The organism is Pseudoalteromonas sp. Z9A4 (assembly GCF_011378845.1).
Taxonomy (GTDB): domain Bacteria; phylum Pseudomonadota; class Gammaproteobacteria; order Enterobacterales; family Alteromonadaceae; genus Pseudoalteromonas; species Pseudoalteromonas arctica.
In genome coordinates, this window is record NZ_WTLA01000036.1 from 16,598 (window position 1) to 33,632 (window position 17,035).

At 38.0% G+C, this 17,035-nt stretch carries 13 protein-coding genes; 8 read left to right on the forward strand and 5 right to left on the reverse strand.

Features of this window, described 5'->3' with window-relative positions; all coding sequences use genetic code 11:
- The first annotated feature begins 15 nt into the window (after positions 1-15).
- From GQR54_RS17945 to ccoG, 3 genes are all read left to right on the forward strand, one after another.
- Entirely contained in the window at positions 16-1,320 is a 1,305-nt protein-coding gene (locus tag GQR54_RS17945; RefSeq protein ID WP_166379405.1) for an AarF/ABC1/UbiB kinase family protein, read from the forward strand.
- Positions 1,321-1,413: 93 nt separating this feature from the next.
- A complete protein-coding gene (locus GQR54_RS17950; protein ID WP_166379407.1) occupies positions 1,414-2,832 on the forward strand; it encodes a sigma 54-interacting transcriptional regulator in 1,419 nt (472 codons plus the stop codon).
- 145 nt (positions 2,833-2,977) lie between these two features.
- Positions 2,978-4,360: a cytochrome c oxidase accessory protein CcoG gene (gene ccoG / locus GQR54_RS17955; protein ID WP_166379409.1), complete on the forward strand. Its 1,383-nt coding sequence runs from the start codon at positions 2,978-2,980 to the stop codon at positions 4,358-4,360.
- 67 nt (positions 4,361-4,427) lie between these two features.
- Here the strand turns inward: ccoG and GQR54_RS17960 are convergent, their stop codons facing one another.
- Both GQR54_RS17960 and GQR54_RS17965 read right to left on the reverse strand, forming a co-directional pair.
- Positions 4,428-5,348: a M14 family metallocarboxypeptidase gene (locus tag GQR54_RS17960; protein WP_166379411.1), complete on the reverse strand. Its 921-nt coding sequence runs from the start codon at positions 5,346-5,348 to the stop codon at positions 4,428-4,430.
- A 114-nt stretch (positions 5,349-5,462) separates the two neighbouring features.
- A complete protein-coding gene (locus GQR54_RS17965) occupies positions 5,463-6,200 on the reverse strand; it encodes a hypothetical protein (protein ID WP_166379413.1) in 738 nt (245 codons plus the stop codon).
- A 283-nt stretch (positions 6,201-6,483) separates the two neighbouring features.
- Here GQR54_RS17965 and GQR54_RS17970 point away from each other — a divergent pair, with 283 nt between their 5' ends.
- Positions 6,484-9,333 (forward strand): UvrD-helicase domain-containing protein, encoded by a 2,850-nt coding sequence (locus tag GQR54_RS17970; RefSeq protein ID WP_166379415.1) that lies wholly within the window; start codon positions 6,484-6,486, stop codon positions 9,331-9,333.
- 126 nt (positions 9,334-9,459) lie between these two features.
- The gene (locus tag GQR54_RS19495) at positions 9,460-11,730 is read left to right on the forward strand and encodes an EAL domain-containing protein (protein WP_206017762.1); all 2,271 of its coding nucleotides are present in this window, start codon (positions 9,460-9,462) and stop codon (positions 11,728-11,730) included.
- Between the two features lie 80 nt (positions 11,731-11,810).
- Here GQR54_RS19495 and GQR54_RS17980 read toward each other — a convergent pair whose 3' ends face one another.
- The 3 genes from GQR54_RS17980 to GQR54_RS17990 form a co-directional block, all read right to left on the reverse strand.
- On the reverse strand, positions 11,811-12,209 hold the full coding sequence (locus GQR54_RS17980; RefSeq protein WP_166379417.1) for a hypothetical protein: 399 nt from the start codon (positions 12,207-12,209) through the stop codon (positions 11,811-11,813).
- A 1-nt stretch (position 12,210) separates the two neighbouring features.
- A complete protein-coding gene (locus tag GQR54_RS17985; RefSeq protein WP_166379419.1) occupies positions 12,211-13,125 on the reverse strand; it encodes a zinc dependent phospholipase C family protein in 915 nt (304 codons plus the stop codon).
- Positions 13,126-13,222: 97 nt separating this feature from the next.
- Positions 13,223-13,810: a hypothetical protein gene (locus GQR54_RS17990; protein ID WP_166379421.1), complete on the reverse strand. Its 588-nt coding sequence runs from the start codon at positions 13,808-13,810 to the stop codon at positions 13,223-13,225.
- A 262-nt stretch (positions 13,811-14,072) separates the two neighbouring features.
- Here GQR54_RS17990 and GQR54_RS17995 point away from each other — a divergent pair, with 262 nt between their 5' ends.
- The 3 genes from GQR54_RS17995 to GQR54_RS19780 all read left to right on the forward strand — a co-directional run bounded on the left by GQR54_RS17995 (position 14,073) and on the right by GQR54_RS19780 (position 16,683).
- A complete protein-coding gene (locus tag GQR54_RS17995) occupies positions 14,073-15,710 on the forward strand; it encodes a cyanophycinase (RefSeq protein WP_166379423.1) in 1,638 nt (545 codons plus the stop codon).
- Between the two features lie 92 nt (positions 15,711-15,802).
- Positions 15,803-16,051 (forward strand): hypothetical protein, encoded by a 249-nt coding sequence (locus GQR54_RS18000; protein ID WP_024600470.1) that lies wholly within the window; start codon positions 15,803-15,805, stop codon positions 16,049-16,051.
- Between the two features lie 365 nt (positions 16,052-16,416).
- Entirely contained in the window at positions 16,417-16,683 is a 267-nt protein-coding gene (locus GQR54_RS19780; protein ID WP_346766097.1) for a hypothetical protein, read from the forward strand.
- Positions 16,684-17,035 lie beyond the last annotated feature (352 nt).

A 17,035-nucleotide genomic window follows, 5' to 3' on the forward strand; every position in this document is an offset into this window, starting at 1 on the left:
TTAGGTTTTAATATTATGGCGGCTCCTCGTACTGTTCCCACTTCTCGGCTTTCTCGCTTTGCAAAATTAGGCTCACTTGCCACAGGTGTTGCTACCAATATGTTAGTTGATGGCGCTAAGAGCGCGCTAACCGGTAAAGGTTGGGACAATAAAAGCTTGCTACTACAACCTAAAAATATTGAAAAGCTAGCCATACAGTTATCACATTTACGTGGTGCGGCAATGAAGCTTGGGCAATTACTCTCAATGGATGCCGGTGACTTACTCAGTCCTGAATTAGCTCAATTACTTGCTTTACTGCGCTCAGATGCCAACCCAATGCCTCATAAGCAACTTGTAGCGGTATTAAAAGAGCAATGGGGAGATGACTGGCTAGCGCGTTTTTCTCATATTGAATTAAGGCCTTTTGCTGCAGCTTCTATAGGGCAAGTTCATTTAGCTTATAGAGAAAATGGCGATCAGCTAGCTGTTAAAATTCAATATCCTGGTATTGCAAAAAGTGTAGTAAGTGATGTCGATAACGTTATTTCTTTATTAACGATTTCTCGATTATTGCCAAAAGGTCTTAATATTAAACCACTTATTAGTGAGGCTAAAGCGCAGTTATTAGCCGAGGCTGATTATAAGCGGGAGGCTAAGTACTTAATACGTTATAAAAATGCACTAGCAAGTAATCCCCACTTTAAAGTGCCTAACGTATATCCAGAGCACAGCACACAACAAGTACTTACTATGGAATATATAAAAGCAGAGCCCATTGAGAGCATTACAGAGCTACCTGATAGTCAAAAAAGCTTTGTTGCAAAGCAACTTATTGATTTGTTTTTTAAAGAAATGTTTGAATTTAAATTAATTCAAACCGACCCTAACTTTGCCAACTTTCATTATCAGCTTGATACACAAAAAATTGTCTTATTTGATTTTGGTGCAACGCGAGAAATATCAACCGAGCTTAGCCGCGCTTATTTAGCTTTATTTAAAGCGGGTAGTGAAAACAACAGAGAAGGTGTACTTAGAGCGGCTTCACGCATTGGTTATTTTAAAAATGACTTAGTTGATGAATATAAAAACAACGTCATTGATTTATTCTTAATGGCGTGCGAGCCACTGAGAGCAGAGGGGGAATTTGATTTTAAAAATAGCGAACTCGCGCTCAAAATTAAAAATGCAGGGCTTGCTCTTAGTGGGCAATCTCAGCAATGGCATACACCGCCCGTTGATGCGCTATTTATTCACCGAAAACTTGCAGGGCTTTACTTAATAGCCGCAAGGCTAGGTGCAAAAATAGATGTAAAAACGCTATTTCAGCACTATTTATAGCGTTTTAATTTACACGTAAGTGCATTTTAAGTAATGAGTGCACTTAATGTATAAAATTGCCATAATGCTCGCGATATTTCGCGAGGTGCATTTATGATAAAACAATTTTTAAACGATCCTAAATTATTGCTAAACGCAGTAGGTGAGGGCATATACGGTTTTGACCTGTCGGGTAATGCGGTGTTTGTTAATCCTGCCGCTGAGCGCATGACAGGCTGGTGCGCTGAGGAACTATTAGGTAAAAAAATACATCAATATCATCACCATACTCATGCTGATGGCACACCTTATCCCGCTGATGAATGCCAAATTTACTGCACCATGTTTGACGGAAAGCGTCGTGAAGTTAAAAATGAAGTTTTTTGGCGTAAAGACGGTAGCTCATTTGCAGTAGAATACACCTCAACACCGGTTTATCAAAATGATGAGTTAATTGGTGCTGTAGCGGTATTTCGCGACATATCACTGCAACAGCAAACACAAAATGCACTGCAAGAGGCACTTGAGCAAGTAAAGCATTTAAGTGAGCAGCTAAAAGATGAAAACAACTACTTAATTGCAGAACTTAACGAAGATTGGCAAGACTCAGGGCTAGTTGGACAAAGTCATATATTTCAAACCATGTTAGATCAAATAAAACTGGTAAGTGAAACCGACAGCACAGTGCTTATACTTGGCGAAAATGGCACGGGTAAAGAATTAGTAGCTCGTAATTTGTATCGACTAAGCAAGCGTAGCGAACAAGCCTTTATAAAAGTAAATTGCGCCGCATTTACCCCAAGTTTGCTAGAATCGGAACTTTTTGGCCATGAAAAAGGCGCGTTTACAGGTGCAAATGAACGCCGTAAAGGGCGTTTTGAACTTGCTGATAAAGGCACCTTGTTTTTAGATGAAATAGCAGAGCTTCCACTTGAGGCGCAAAGTAAATTACTGAGAGTCCTGCAAGAACAAGAGTTTGAACGTGTGGGTGGCAGCAATACGCTAAAAGTAAATATTAGAGTGATTGCAGCGACTAACCGCGACCTGTGGGAAATGGTACAAAAAGGCACGTTTAGAATTGATTTGTATTATCGGCTTAATGTATTTCCTATAAAAGTACCCGCCCTTAAAGATCGAAAAGAGGATATTCCTTATTTATGCGCTAATTTAATTGCGCAGATAAATAAACGACTGGGTAAACACTTAAAAGGGCTAAGTAAAAAAGCAATTACACAGCTGCAAGCCTACAATTGGCCAGGCAATATTAGAGAGCTGCAAAATGTACTTGAACGCGAAGCTATTTTATCTAATCAGGCTGTACTACAGCTAAGTCAGCCTTTGCAAGCGGGTGGTGAAGTAGTTATTAACCCTTCACTTACGCTTGATGAGGCCCAAAAGCAGCATATAACCTCTGTTCTCGCGTTATCGTACTGGCAAATATCGGGTGATAAAGGGGCAGCAGTTAAATTGGGCTTACCTGAGAGTACACTACGCTCAAAAATGCGAAAGTTAGGGATTGCTAAAAATTCGTGACATATCGCGAAGCGCGTTTAATGTCGCGAATTTTATTTTGTTGCGTTGAAATAAACTGTTTAATATCAATGATGTAAATAAAGTTTCAGCTTGGTCTGAAAGTTGCAATTACTTGCATAATACCCGTCATTATGAAGCAAGTACTATGAAGTTTGATATTAAAGAAGAAGACATGATCATTAAGCCCTATAACACCGAAGGGCCAATTTATATCCGCGAGCAAAAAGGATTTTTTCAGCGCATACGTCGTAATTTAGGTTGGCTGTTAATGCTAACTTTTATAGCAATACCGTGGATCCAATATAACGGACAACAAGCTGTGCTGCTAGATGTGGCAACGCAAACCTTTACTATTTTTGGTCTAACACTCCTTCCTCAAGATTTTATGATTTTAGCCCTGCTATTTATGGTGGGGGCTTTTGCATTATTTTTTGTAACTAACTGGCTTGGTCGGGTTTGGTGTGGTTATACGTGCCCGCAAACAATATGGATGCTCATGTTTTCGTGGGTAGAGCAACGCATAGAAGGCACTCGAAATCAGCGAATTAAATTAGATAAATCACAGTGGACGCTAAGCACTTGGCGCAAAAAAATAACTAAGCACAGTGCGTGGATTATTATTTCAGTTTTAACTGCGACCTCGTTTATGGCATATTTTATTCCGGCAAAAAGTTTGTATATGGAAATGCTTACGTTTGAATGGTCAGGTATAACGAGCTTTTGGGTGTTTTTATTCGCTTTTTGTACTTATGGCAATGCAGGGTTTTTACGCGAAAAAATGTGCACAATTGCTTGCCCTTATTCTCGTTTTCAGGCTGTTATGTTTGATAAAGATACGTTGCTTGTTACATATGATAACGAGCGAGGTGAAAGCCGAGGGCCACGTAAACGCAAAGCTGATCCAAAAGAGCTTAACTTAGGTGACTGTGTAGACTGTAACTTGTGTGTAGAGGTATGCCCTGCAGGAATAGACATTCGAAATGGATTGCAATATGAATGTATAAACTGTGGCTTATGTATTGATGCCTGCGACGATACCATGGAGAAATTTGGTTACGAAAAAGGCTTAATTAAATACGCCAGTGAAAAACAAATGGAAGGTAAAAAAACCAATCCATTTAGGTTAAAACTAGTAGGATACGGCGCATTAACGGCTTTGTTAATCATTTCGATGTTTGCATGGATGCTGCAACGTACACCAATAGAAGCCTCAGTACTACGCGATAGGAATGCGCTCTACAGAGTGAACTACGAGGGCCTTGTAGAAAACCCTTATACACTTACTATTATTAATAAAACTCAGCAAGCACTGCATTACAGTATTGCCATAGAGGGTTTACCAGGAGCAACGCTCTCAAGTCCGAGATCTACGCTTGTACAACCGGGTGCGATGAAAAGAGTCCCCGTTACTGTAACAGCCGATGGTTACGGTATTGAGCGTAAAGTGAGTAAGTTACAATTTATTGTAACAGCGCAGGAAGATGTCAGTATTACCATAACCAAAGACAGTCAGTTTTATAAAAACTAAGATTGGTAAAGTTTCATAAAAAATGCCCAAGTAGATATTCTCCTTGGGCATTTTTTATATGCAGTTTTTATTGCGTGTTTGCACTTATATATTTCAGTGCGCTTGTTATAACGGCGACTTGTGCCAAAATACATTCTTCATCGGTGGCAGTTGGGCTATCTGGGTACACTTCTGTAGTAGTTACATAGGGTGCATCAGTAAAGCCCATACATAAACCCAACTCTCGAGCTGCATAGTTAATTATACCAAATTGCTCTTGAGGTACGCCGATTAGCTGGTTATTTTCATCGCTCGGTGCAATATGAGTGACCTTTGCAACGCTTTCTATAATGACCTTTTGAAACTCTGGCTCAGGCTTTTTGGTATCTGCAACTAAATAAAACCCGTCAGGTATGTTCCAGTTAGTATTTGTAGTGCCTTCACGCGCAGCGAGTGCGGGTCTAAATTCACTGTTATCGCTATCTGTTGTTTCGTGTAAATCAATATGAGCGATTAAGTCAGTACCTAATGATTTTACAAACGCCATAATAGCGGCTGATTCTTGAGCTGGGCTGCCGTCGTAAAATGAGCGATTAGGATCAATAGCGTCTGGGTTCCAGCGGTTTATAGTCTCATATCCCCAAGGGCTAATGCAGGGGGCAACAATAATATTAAACTGTTCGCAATATTGCATAGCCGATGTTTTAGAAAACCTAAGTGCGCCATGTACGCCACTGGTTTCGTAGCCATGTACACCACCGGTGATTAAAACAGTTGGTTTATTAGCATTAAAGTTAGGCGTTTTTAATACGTATAATGGGTAAGTGCCAGCGGCGTAATTAAGCTCGCCGTATTGCTCTATATCTAAGGTGCTCTTAAGGTCATTAATTAGCGTTACGACTTCGTTTTGGTAACTGCGTTTAATGTTTTGGCGTGCTAACCATTGGACTTTATCGCTGTTATTCCATTTTTGTCCAGGTGTGCCAATAGGGTATGTGCTGTTAGTCATAATAAACCTTTATATCAATTGTTATTAGCTCTCCTATAAATAAGGAGGGCAATTACAATTGGTAGAGTTACTTAATAAAGGTGTAGCTTAACGCTGAGTAAATTAGCGTGCAAATTAAAACGTTAAAGTCATATTTTTTATAGCGCGCGATTGCTGGGATTTAATATAGCTTTGGTTTGCGTATTCACCCGAAATACTACCGAATCGATCGCGTTTCACACTAATTGTTAAACCACACGTTTTACTTTGATCTACTTGCGAGCTGCTAAACACATCTAAACTTTGCAGATTTATTTCAAGGCGCGAAGTGTTAAGCGCAAAAAGCGTTGATTGTAAAAGTGTTTCATTATTATTGTTAGTGCAGCTACTGCTAAGTTCTACTTGGCTAGTACTATTAGGATCAGTGCCATCTAACTGAACTGTAAGGGGACTATTAATATCAAAATTTTGATTGTTACTCGGGGTTAAAATAATAAAATTTAAAGGCAACTCCACGCTCGAATTAGCATTTATACCATCGTCCCGTTTAAATTTTATATCAAACTGTTGGTTATCGTCAGTGGCATTTATGTATGCTTGGTAATCAACGTCTAAAAAGTCGGTATCTTTTGTAAGTACAATAGCAGTGTTATTAACAACAGCTTGTAATGAGTCGCTATCGCTTAAAACAATGTTAGAGCCATTAGCATCGCCTGCATTTAGTTCTGCGTTAACACGCGTGCGGTTACCATCAGAAACTAGTTCAAAACCTGCCCAAATACCTTTTGTTTTTATTAAATCCGACTCTGTTTCTGACGTGCAAGCGCATAATGCTAAAATTAAAGCCGTTGTGGTAATGCATTTTTTAAGCATGTTAGCTCCTTTAAGCCACTTAATTAGGCAGTAAGTAATTGTTTAATTAAGAATAGTTTTTACAATTATATGCCGTGACCAGTTTGTATTTGTGCATTGTTACACAACAAGGCGCTTGTAAATGTTTAGATTTGTTAATGGTTGTAAATAAAACATTAAATCCTAAGTTTTAAAAACCAATCCACTATTCAAATTGCTTATTAAATAAACACTAACTTGGCGCTAAATTTATTATAAAAGAGTGTGTTACAATCAATTAAAGCATATTTTCATATTGAGTATTATGGCGCAGTATATTGCTACTCCAAGTTGGCTAGGCCGTTTTTTTACCCGTATTAAACACGTAAGTATTGAACAAGAGCACCTTGTTGTGCATTTTAGACGTGCTCCCGCACGAACATTTTTAATTAAAGACTTTTATAATTACTCAATACTTAAAAATAGTTTATTTAGTGCCAAAATTAATTTGTGCGACAGCAGCAATACATCAATTAGCTTTTTAAACAAAGCACAAGCGAACACTTTAAATACTGCCCTTAACACGCAATTTTCAGCCTTGCTTGAGCAAAAGGTAAATAACGCAAAGATTTCGCTCAAGCGTTATGCTTTAGATGAGTTTTTACGTGATAGTTCCATAAAAACACTTAATAACGATGTGTTTTCACTTGCTAAACAGTACGCTCAAAGTACAAGTACATGGCAACAACACTTATCGCCAAGTAGTCTTAAATTTTTAAATATACTGAGCACCACCCCCAATTCCCTTGATGCTATTGCACAGTTGCGCCATAAATATGAAAAAAAACAACTGATACTTAAAAATGATTTTTTTAATCAAGTAGAGTCAAATCCATTAACAACAGAGCAGCGTTTAGCAGTAATACGTGATAACGACAAAAACTTAGTATTAGCGGCAGCAGGCACAGGTAAAACATCTGTGATGGTCGCAAAGTCGCTAGATTTAATAGCGTGTGATATTGCAAAGCCCGAGCAAATTTTGGTGCTGGCCTATAATAAAACAGCAGCTAATGAGCTTAAAGAGCGCTTTATTAAACGCGCCACATATGCAAAATTACATACCAAAGCACCCACTATTTTAACGTTTCATGCGCTTGGGCTTAAACTATTACAAAGCGCTAAAAAGCCAATCGAATTGTCAAAATTTGCAACAGACCCTGTTCAATTAAATAGTTGGTTAACGGCATGGGTAAGTAAAAAAATACAAACCGAGCCACAATTTTTAAAAGTATTTGTAGATTTACTCCATGAGCCAATTGATATATTTAGCTTTAAAGATAATGCACAGTACGAGCGATACATACGCGATAACGAATACCGCAGCCTTGCGGGTCATAAAGTAAAAAGTTATCAGGAGGTGTTAATTTCAAACTGGCTGCATTTAAACAGCGTGCCGCATAGCTATGAGGTGAATTATCACTTTGACCAAGGCACCGAGCTAAATAGGCAATATAAGCCTGATTTTTATATACCTCACTATGATATTTACTTAGAGCACTTTGGCATTGATAGGCAAGGTAATACACGTGCCGATATAGATAAAAAACATTATAACGAGCAAATTGCATTTAAGCGTAAACTGCATAAACAAAATGGCACCACGTTACTCGAAACCTTTCATTACAACTGGGTAGAAGGAAAGCTAGAGCAAACCCTCGCAAAGCAATTGAAGCAGCATAATGTTGAGTTAATACCTTTAAGTAACGATGAAATATTTCATACTTTAAATAACTCAGGGCAGTTACAGCAAGGGATTGATAAGTACATAAAATGCTTACAAGCTATTCGAGTGGAGCAGCTAAGTAATAAGCAAATAGCACAGCGCATCAAGCAAAGTGGTATTAAAAACTATCAACAATACGCAAACTTGTTAGTGCAAATTCATGAGGCTTATATAAATGAACTAAGCGCACAAAATGCCATTGATTTTGACGACATGATTATTCAAGCAACAAAGGCGGTGGTAAACGGAGATTTTAATATTGTGTGGAGTCACATTTTAGTTGATGAGTTTCAAGATATATCAAGCGCGCGAATGGCTTTTTTAAGTGCCATATTAAAGCATGGTAACGGAATACGCTTTACCGCAGTAGGTGACGACTGGCAGGCAATTTATCGGTTTTCGGGTGGTAACTTAGCGCTTACTACGCGCTTTAATGAGCTGGTGGGTAGCCACTCGCTTACAATGCTGCAAAAAACATTTAGATATAACAATAGTATTAGCGATGTAGCAGGTCGCTTTGTAATGCAAAACCCTGAGCAATATAAAAAGCAGATCAGCACACATACAAAAGTAACTACACCCCAAGTTATTTTGTTAGACGACTTATACCAAGGCACTAAATCGATAGAAATAAAAGTACAACAAGCGATAAGCACTATTCAAAAAAATGATGGATTAGCCAGCATTGCCATACTTAGTCGATACCGATACATGCTAAATAGCGTGCAACAGCATTTAAAAGATAAAAAGCATACAAACCCTCTCCATTTTTGGACATTGCATAGTGCCAAAGGGCTTGAAGCTGATTATTGTATTATTATTGGTTTTGAACAAGGTAAATTAGGGTTTCCGAGCGACAATCAAAATAACTTGCTGGTTGAGTCGTTATTACCAAAGCAAGATGAATTCACTCACTCAGAAGAAAGGCGTTTGCTTTATGTAGGGATTACACGCGCTAAACATAAAGCGTATTTAATTGCCGACCCTTATGCATGCTCCGCATTTATAAAAGAATTAATAAATGATGATTACCCCATTCAAATTGGTTCCGCACTATTTAATAAGCCGCAACTAAAGCAAAGAGAATGTAGTACGTGCAGTGACGGGTTAATAGTGCCTAGAACTGGCCAATATGGTGATTATTATAGTTGTACTAATACGCAAATTTGCGAAACTAAATTGCGAGTGTGTAATAGCTGTAGTAGCCCATCGGTTGATAAAAATACATACTCACAATGTGTGAATGCAGAATGTAAAACGCAGCACCCAATTTGTGAAAAGTGTGGGCGCGAAATGCGCAAACGCAAATCTAAGCACGGTGAATTTTTAGGGTGCAGTGGTTTTGCTCTTAAAGAAGACAGCTGTAAAAACACACGAAAAATAAGTGCTTAACGGCTAATAAGCAGGTTTACACCTGTCTATTTTATAGAACAATGTAAATAGAAATTACATTCATTTTATTGATTTTAACAAGTTATCAATGTCTAATAGAATAATGAGCTTTAACTGTTGTTTATTATGCATTTTTTCAATAGATTCTTTTTACTAAACGACCACTATTCAGCCCCTGGTCAGGTTGCTAATTGGCGAATAAGTGCACTGCGCATTATTATATCATTGGTAATGGTGTTATGTTTATCTGTGGCGTGTCACACGTACACAAGCGCTATTGAATTTAACTTAATTCATATTGTTGTATTAACAAGCAGCTTTCTTGCTACTTCATGCGGTTTACTTATAGCAAGTAAGCGTTTTTATCACTTTAGCGCTCATGCACTTTTAATCGCTATTGTGGCCGCTAGCGTGTCAATGAACTTATTTTTAACAGACTTAGAGCTTGCAAAAGTGGGCTCTATGTATATGTATTCTTGTCCGATAATTGCACTTATGCTGCTTGGTTATAGAACAGCCTTAGCTTATGGCATATTAAATATTGTGCCGTTTTATATGATCATAAATAGCGTTGATGTATCGGGTTTGACTGGCATAGCGCAACAACTTCCCGACGCGGACTTATACATTACAGGGCTTATATTTTTATTTTTTAACATATGTATTCCCCTTGCTGTAGCACGCACAATTGTGGCTGCTAAGCGTTTAAACAAAACAATGATAAGCGCTAATACACACCTTAAAGACAAAAATGAGCTTTATCGAAGCTTATTCACCGAATCAAATAAAGCCAAAATTATTGTTGACGAAAACCTTGTCATTACTGATTTTAATCAACATGCTATTGATATGTTTGGAATAAAAAAAGAATTAAAAGAAGAATGCGTTAACCTCTCTCATTTATTTCCTACTTTATCTTTTGACGATCCAAATGCGCAAAATAAAATTGTGAAGTACAAAAAAAGCTATTTTAAAGCCAGTTATCAGCAAATAACAATGAGCACAAACTACCGTGTATACGACTTTTACGATTGCACGCAAGAACAGCTCATTAAGCAAAGCTTGTCTATGATGGAGCTAGAAAACAAACGATTACGCTTCAGAGACTCGCGAACAAGGCTACCTAATAGAGAATGGTTTGAACTGCAATGCGATAGGCTAACAAGTAAGTACCAAAAAGGTTTTTATATTGTTGTTGCGCAAAGTGCAAATAGTGAATACTTAAATTTAAAGCTCACTAAAGCCGACTCTCAAGCCTTACTGATTAACGCATACAAGCGTTTAAAAGCGATGCCAGATGAGCCGCTGTTGTGTGCTCATATAGGAGTCGGAAAGCTCGCTTTTATAATTGTGGCAAACTCGCAAAACGAGCTTGAAGATAAGCTATTAATACAAATAAAAAATACATTAGATAAAAAATATAATGTGTTTGGCACTAAGTGTCAGCAATCATTTTTATTTGGTTTTGCAAAATATCCTGATCATGGAAAAAACAGCACAATAGTACTTAGCAATGCGTGCGAAGCACTTAAAATCGCAAACTGTAATACTCCACTAAGTGGGTATAACGAAAAACAGTCACAAGCTTTTATCGAAAAATACGAAATTTCAATGTTGCTAGACGAAGCGCTTCAACAAGGCGATTTGTCGGTGCATTATCAGCCTAAAGTAGATGCAACGGGTCAATGTATAGGGCTTGAAGCTTTAGCGCGTTGGAATAGTCCAATACTGGGTAATGTGTCGCCCGTGGTGTTTATTCCTATTGCGGAAGAATACAGGATGGTTAGTCGGTTAACCGATCTGATTATTCAAAAGGTGTGTGCTCAAATTGCTGACTGGACTAAAGCGGGTTTACCGAGTGTGCCGGTGGCAATAAATATATCTCTAATTGATTTTAGCCAAACCGATTTTATGTCAAAACTGGTTAAATACCTTGCCGACTTTAATGTAAAGCCGCCTCAAATAGAGTTAGAACTGACTGAAACTTCCCTTGAGGCTAACCAAGCCCATTCGTTAAAGCTTATGCAGACACTGCAATCGTGGGGTTTTACTATTTCGGTCGATGATTTTGGGGTAGGATATTCTAATATTGCACGCCTTGCCGACTACCCAATTAACAAACTCAAGTTAGATCGCTCATTAATAAGCCAAGTAACGAGCTCAAAGCGTCAAAAAAGTTTAGTTAAGGCAGTACATGCTATGTGTAAAGAGCTTGATATTAAGTGTGTAGCCGAAGGGGTAGAAACCCAAGAGCAAGTAGCAATAATGGCGCAAATGGGGTGTAAAGAATTTCAGGGCTATTACTTTGCTAAACCAATGCCAGCTGAACAATTTGCAGAACATGTTAGCCGCCATGGCTTAGTGTTTAACCCTAAAGAAGTGACAGCTCAACTTTAAATGTATTTAGTGACCACTATATAGAACATACTCACCTAAAAGCTATGCATGTTCTATTAAAGCTAGCTTGGTTTTATTACCTAATTACAGAGTTGTTGGGCGTTTATAGTTATTTTGCACTGTTGCACAGCTCCCGACTTCCAATGCTGTATGTCTGATTGCGCAGTACAGCCTGCATCTTCAATTAAAGCAGTGTCAGCATCACATAAAAGTAATACGGCGTTATCATCTTGTACATCCACAATAAACGTGTACTCGTTAAAGGGCGTAAGTTTGCTTAAATCGTTATTAACGGCAGCTTTTAATAACTCATCAGAGGATGAATAGGGGGTTTCACTAAACTTTAAAGTGCCGTCTACAGCTGTAGCAATATCTTTTAATTGCGAGGCTAAATCGGCCATTATTTCTGGATTGTTATTTTTTGAAGTGTAACAACCGCTAAGTAATACAATTAAGCTTATGCAGAGTAAGTGTTTCATGCTATTTGCTCCATACCGTCATTGTGTTGTGCTCATCGTAGCCCGTATCTAGGTTCCAGTTTTTAATTTCACTGTAATCAGTATCTAAAAATACGGCATTGGCAATAATGGTTATATAGTGCTGAATGTTACTAACGGCAAAGTCAAAAATATCGTTGTAATGCATTGGCTCGTGCGGTGTTTTTAGCTGTTCAATAAAAGTGGAGTCTACTTCGTTTGGGCGAGGATAAAACAAACCTAAATCAGCAGCAACATGGCGTGCACAGGCAAATAACCGATAGCTTTCTTCAGCATTATTTACTACAAACTGAAAACCGTTATGCCATGTATTAAAGTTAGGCGCGTGTTGTGCGGCGTAGTGTGGGTGAACTGTTAATAAAGCATGTTGCCAAATTTGTGCAATATCGGTATCAAAATTATCGTCTTTGTTAGTACAAGACCCAATATTTTGTTGTACGCGATCAGCGTAGCCTAACTCACCTAAATTTAAACGTTGCCAAATAAACGCATCTTGGTTCATTTCACAGGTACGGTGCGCAGTTTGGTTTTGCTCATATGGGCCAACTTTTAATTCAACAACCGGATGCACCGTTATATCTGCAGCAACATGGGCCATATAACCGCATAACCAAGCAAAGCACTTTTCAAATGCTTCATCTTCAAGTGTTTTACAGTATTCAATCATGGCTTTAAGTAAATCACCCGTGCGCTCGTAATGCATTAGATCGGCCCATGCATTTTGGCTAGGCTGCGCTACAGCTAAATAAGGGTAATCGGGGGCTACACAACCTAGTTCAAGGTATGCTTGGCGTTTACTTAAAATAAGTTTTGCCTTTTTAGGCATATCCATTTTAGCGAGTGACTTGGTTTGCGTTGCAATATTAACCGCAGTAATGTGCGCAAAAGCACCTGGCATTGTCATATCCTTATGATTTATAAATAGGGGTACAGATTAACATTGAGACAGCGTTAAATAAAGTTAACTAAATGCAAGTATAGGGTGGTTAAGGCTATTACATTAATTGTTCAACTAATTGGCCATTTTCATATAATTTAGCATATTGACGTTTATGTTCTTCAAATAGGTAAGCTCTTAGCTGCTCTTGTCCGCTATGAATTTGAGTTATTTTTGCTGCAATCCCTAGGCTACTTTGCCTAACAGGTTCTACATCCATTGATATATTTTCTTTGTTGGGTAAAGTAAAGCTCATGTGCTGTAATTTGTTTAAGCTTTTTCCATTTTTCAATGGTTTTAAAAATATGCCCGTACTGGAAATTGATTCAATATTAAAACCTTGGCTTTTAATATTTAGCTCACTCCAACGCCAACTTCGCTGAGTGCCTTTTGTATCAATTACCTCCGGTGCGCTCAAAGTGGGGTTAATTACACCTAACTCATCAATTTTTAATTGCAAGGGAAACCAAAGTTGGTAATTAGCAACTTCAGCAAGCAAAGTTAAATTAGCATGAGTAAAAAGGTGAGCAATACTAGCGGGTACAGAGCTTTTCATTGTAAGCATATGATTACGGGGAGAGCGCTGCTTTGTATTTGGTTTGAATAACTCAGCTAAAAAATTTACCTCTTCATTAGAAAAGTCCATATTTCACCCCGGTTACATAAAACAATGCACCACCGTAATTTAAACAATGGGTTTGGTCAATAAATGGTCGGTTTAAATTTGTTTGGTCAATATTTACGAGGGTAGGGGGCAAGCTAAACAATTTATTAAAATGATGTGTTTGACGTTATTATTTTTTCAGTGGTTAGCATTATTTAACATTTATAAAAATATATTTAGGCTCAAGTGGCTAGCTGTTAAACTGCAACACATTAGTTTTATAATTTATATTAGAGTTTACATTATGATATGTGCATTTTTACGTAATCAACAGCCTAAATTACGAGTTATATTAGTGGCGTTACTGGGTGCTGGTTTTTCAATAAATGCAGTGGCTCAAGAGCAAAGCCAAACTTTAATTTTAGTGGGCTCAGAGCTTGCAACTTGTACTAGCGCAAAGCTTAATAACTGCGAAAAAGAGACTGTTGTTGAAGGTAAATCACGTAATCTATATAGGGTTAATAACTCTCAAATAAAAAATATCACGCAGCACTGGCCTAATAATAACATTGAGGCAAAAGCGGCTGTACTAAAAACACTTAAAGCCATGCAAAGTAAATCGTCAAATAGCGCATCAAAAACTGATTTACTCTGGCAGTGGCGCGATATAAACAACCAACAACTGCAAAGCCTTACCCAACAAGAATACAACTTTGTATTTGATATGCTAGAAGTACCGCTACTTAATAAAAATGGTGAGCGCTCTAAAGAGCAAGTAAATACCGATTTTAATAACGAGAGCGCAACTAACAATATTTTGCAATTTGTATCGGGCAGTTTAAAAGTTAATAACGCAAATCCCACCATGCTGGCTATTACAGCATCGAGCCGAGACCCTTATGAGTCGGCGGATTTAGCGCAGAACCTTTTAGCACAATCAAATATAAGCACTCAATGGTTAGCACTTACCCCAGCGCTTGCTAAAGCGATTACGAGTAACTCGTGCGATGAATTACCCGCACTTAGAAATGCATTAATGAATGTGTATAACCGTGAAGCAATTTACCCCGATCGTACAAAAGCCGAATACGCTTTATGCAAAAGTGGCATTGACGCACTTGTATCACTTATTAAAAACAGTACCGGTGTGATGTTTAATAGCGGTAATGCAGCCTTAACTCACAAGGTGTTGTTTGATCAAAACAACAATCCATATCCGTGGACGCAAGCATTGCAAACCCGCCCAGTTATAGTCGGTGAAGGAGCGGGCGCTGCAATCCAAAGTAAAATAACGGGCATGCTTACGAATACAACAAGCCTTGAGGCTCTTCGTAAAAGTGAAACTAACGCTAATGCTGGTGGACTTGGTAGCTTTAACTTTGGTGTTATAGATACTCAATTTAGCGAACAAAACCGCACGTTTAGACTCGCAGCTGCGCTAAATAATAGCGAAGCGAGTAATACTAAAACACAAATGCAGCATGGCTTTGGTATTGATGAAAATACAGCTTTGGTTGTTATTAAATCGCCAGAAGTTAGTTTAATGACCGTAATAGGTAAAAGCGGTGTAGTGCACTTAACTGAGCAAGGCAAGCCTCAAAAAGAGGGTAATAACTATCGTTATTCGTACTGGCCTGCTAGTAGCGTAATTGATATTACCAACAATACGTTTACTCTGAGTGAGCGAACTATAAGCCAAGCGTTACCCGAGATAAAAATACCGCCATTACCAGTACAGCGTTTTGGTTCAATTTTAACAAACTCTAAACTGCGCTCACTTACTCAAGCTATGTGCTTAAGCCAAGAGCAAAGTACGGTAGCCCAACAAGACGAGTTTATAATTAGCCTTACAGCAACGAGTGACACACAGTATCATCGCGTTAATGCAAAAGAGTTTGGTTGTGCGCTAAGCAATTTAGAGTTAGCTATAAAGTCAATTTAGTTACTAACCTGAGCCAAGGGTTTAAGTTTTTGGCTCTTCTCTATAAAATAGCCACCATAATGATTTAAAAGCCTTACTAAAAGAGTTTTAAGATGAATAATGAAAATGACGTAATTGATACTTTAGCCGCACTAGAAAGCTTTTTAATAGATGTCGAAAACGGTGGTTTTGGACTTAAAGGTGTTGCTGGTGTTGGCATGGCTACTAATAACAAAGATGGCAGCCGTTTTGTTGCTGTGTTTGACGATAATCAAAAGCTACTTTTAGCACGCATGATTACAGAAGACGTATTCCAAACAGGGCAAGATATGGTACGTAATGGTGTAGGGCGCAAGCACTAGTATTATTTAGTTAGAAAGCGTGAATTGACGCTTTTATTTATTGGCTATTATAAGTTTAAAGAAATAACCCGCCGCGAAATTTTTAAAAGATACTTGATTCAATAACAGATAGAGACGCAAAACGTAGTCTATTCTTACGCAAATGTTTAAAGAGGCTATTCAAGTATTTGAACGTCTCCGCCAGTTATGCGTAAGCCAACAAGCCTCTAATGCATAACTAACAGGTTGTCGGCCAATAGAGGTTACAGGCGCTCAGTGGCAAGAGTTTAATTTTGATAAAATAATCCGGGCAAGCTCAGCCGAGCACGTAAAGCAAAAAATATGGCGAGAGAACCCATAAAGTACCGATTACTCAAAATATGGTTATGTTGCTTGATGAGTTACGTGCAGCATTTGGCTATCTCAATTCTAAATATGTATTTCCTAGTACAACAACTAATAAATCAGGTCTTGGTGAGCAACCGATTGACAGGCACTCACTGTCACGCTCCATAAGTCGAAAGTTAGATCAATTGGGAGTCCCAAAATTTGTACCTCACGATTTAAGGAGAACAGTCGCTACTCGCTTAGGAGATACTGATATTGGAACAGACCCAATAGTAATTGATAAAATACTCAATAATCAATTGTAAGGTGTTTATAATATGCAGGAATATATGAAAGAGAGAAAGGGCTTTAGTCTGATGGGAAAAAAGATTAAAGAGTATATTCAAAATTAGGGTAAACCTTTGAACCAATAATTAAATTTAAAATTGATTGATATCCAGTAAATAGTTTATTGTACGAATTACATACTCAACTTTCTTGCCTCCATTATTTTAGCTGGAGGGTATATCTTATTTAGAAATGTTTCAGTATGATTTAAATTAAAAGTACACCTAAAAAAGGGTGAAGGTGTAGTGGTACAGTGATTTTGGCCACCCATTAAGAAAGAAATGTTATGCTGATAAGCATACAAATTTGGGTGAAAAAATGACGAAATTA